Annotated in this window: 3 protein-coding genes; all 3 read right to left on the minus strand. The window is 58.0% G+C overall.

Going from position 1 to position 2,191, the window contains the following annotated elements:
• Positions 1-812 (minus strand): multicopper oxidase domain-containing protein (locus KDX39_RS26260; RefSeq protein ID WP_231662366.1); only part of this gene is annotated, 812 nt, incomplete at its 3' end.
• A gap of 128 nt (positions 813-940) precedes the next feature.
• Positions 941-1,132 carry a co-regulatory protein PtrA N-terminal domain-containing protein gene (locus KDX39_RS26265; RefSeq protein WP_058432269.1) on the minus strand — a complete coding sequence of 64 codons (192 nt, stop codon included), beginning with the start codon at positions 1,130-1,132 and terminating at the stop codon, positions 941-943.
• 132 nt (positions 1,133-1,264) lie between these two features.
• The coding region (locus KDX39_RS26270) for a tyrosine-type recombinase/integrase (protein WP_231662367.1) at positions 1,265-2,191 on the minus strand (927 nt) is incomplete at its 5' end.

Consider the following 2,191-nt stretch of genomic DNA (forward strand, 5'->3'; position numbering starts at 1 on the left):
AGGCGCAGCTTTTCGCCAGGACGGAACAAGCCGGTCCAGTTCATATTGGGGGCCTGACCATTGAGCAGGTACGTGTAGGTGGCCCCGCTCACGTCCGCAAGGTCCGTGGGGTTCATCTTCATCTCGGCCCACATCTTGCGATCCGCGACGGTTGCGGCCCAGCCCTTATCAGCCACATCGTTGACGAAGTCACCGACTGTGCGCTTGTGGAAGTTGTAGTAATCGGACTGCTTTTTGAGGGTGCGCATCAACGAGACGGGATCTTCATCGGTCCAGTCGGTCAGCATCACCACATGTTCACGGTCGTACTTGAAAGGCTCGGGCTCTTTCGCCTCGATGACTAGCGGGCCATACACCCCCACCTGCTCCTGAAACCCGGAGTGGCTGTGGTACCAGTACGTCCCGTTCTGTTGGACCTTGAACTGGTAGACGTACACTCCACCCGGCTCGATGCCCGCGAAGCTCAGTCCTGGAACGCCGTCCATGTTCGGCGGCAGGATAATGCCGTGCCAGTGTATGGAGGTTGCAGCGTCGAGTCGGTTGCGTACCCGGAGCGTGACCGTGTCACCCTCTTTCCAGCGCAGCAAGGGGCCCGGCAGCCCGCCGTTGATCGCCATTGCTGTGCGACGTTTGCCGGTGATGTTTACCGGCATCTCGCCAATAGACAGGTCGTACTCCGTACCGCTCAACACGTTGAGCGCCGGCGAGCCGGACGCCGCCCAACTGGGCGAACGCCACAAGCCTAGCCCACCTAACACGCCGGCAGCCGCGAGGCCTTTGACGAAAGTACGTCGAGAAGTTCTTGATTCCATACGCGCGGGTCCAGGTAGACAAGGACGGCAACTAAGCCGTGCACTGGGTTTAAGGTATTAAAGTAGACGATGTCACAGCATCGTGAGCGACGCGATTACATTTCTGTAAGCTTGAAAACGAGGCTTGGTTAGCAACATGCCTTAGAGCTTTCAGCTTTTTTAGTATCTGCAGAAGCCGGTTGCGCCTCAGCTTTTTTGTTTAGGGTTGCTTGTTGCGCATCCATCATTCGAGCGAACACACGGTCGGCACCACCTTCAGCAAAGGCGACCGAGGAAATACTGAATGCGAGGGTAAGGAGTACGGCTTTGGAGAGGTTCATGACGGGATTACCTTGTGTTAGGAAAGCGGCACATGCCGCTGAGCACAAGGTAGCGAGGGAAGGCTTTCAGTTGGCTGAGTTAAGGGTTACAAAAAAGTCAGGTTGAGCATTATCCAAGCCACCAAATGGTGGTTAATACTTCACCTTATAGGTCGGTGAATCCTCCGGCCGGTTTTCCCGCCGGTCGTAGATCTTGGTCGTACTGATATTGGCATGTCCGAGCCAGGCCTGAACCTTAGCGATATCGGCTTCATGCTCCAGAGCATTGGTGGCTGCGGTTGCCCGAAGTCCATGGACGCCCAGGCCATCGACCTCAATCCCGGATTTCTTCGCGTAGGCCGCCACTACCGTATAGATGCCGTTGGCCGTAATGCCGGCACCGGTCAGTTTGCCTCGCAGCGGTATAAACAGCGGCACCTTCCTGTCCGCCAAATGATGCCCTGAGCTTTCCAGGTACTGGTGAATACGTCGGGCCGCCACCGGGTGCAACGGCAGGTAGCGCACCTTGCCGCCCTTGCCGTGAACCTTGAGGTGCTGGATACCACGGCGTTCCTGGATATCGCTCACCTGCAGCAGCGCTGCTTCTTCGCGGCGCAGGCCGTGATAGAGAAGCACAGCCAATATCGCCCGGTCGCGTTGCCCTTTGAGGGTCGTTTCGTCCGGGGCTTCAAGCAGCGCTTTGGCCTGGTGATCACCCAAGGCCGGCGTCTTGCCCTCATTGCTTTCAATCTTCGGTCGTTTCACTCCGTGCACGGGATTGCCGCCGGCGATTGCATTGCTCTCCAGGAGGTGATCAAACAGGCTGGTCAGCGCTGCCAATTTGCGCCGGATCGTCGCTCCCGCCAAACCGCGATGCTCAAGCTGGGCGCGCCAGGCCAAAACATGTGATCGGGTCACGACCCGAAACTCATCGGCCGAAGCCAACCCGACAAACCCACAGAAGTCCCCCAGGTCATTTTGGTAGGCACGTCGTGTTCGAGGGTTATCCAGGTTGGCAAACCACTCGACCGCGGCCGGAACTTGGGCCAGCGTCTGAAATTCGACCGCCGTGAGCCGACG

The organism is Pseudomonas sp. CDFA 610 (assembly GCF_021147865.1).
Lineage (GTDB): Bacteria > Pseudomonadota > Gammaproteobacteria > Pseudomonadales > Pseudomonadaceae > Aquipseudomonas > Aquipseudomonas alliivorans.

What these genes read in the sequence shown, in the direction of transcription:
- KDX39_RS26265 (WP_058432269.1), bottom strand. Translation starts at nt 1,132, where the DNA reads ATGAACCTCTCCAAAGCCGTACTCCTTACCCTCGCATTCAGTATTTCC.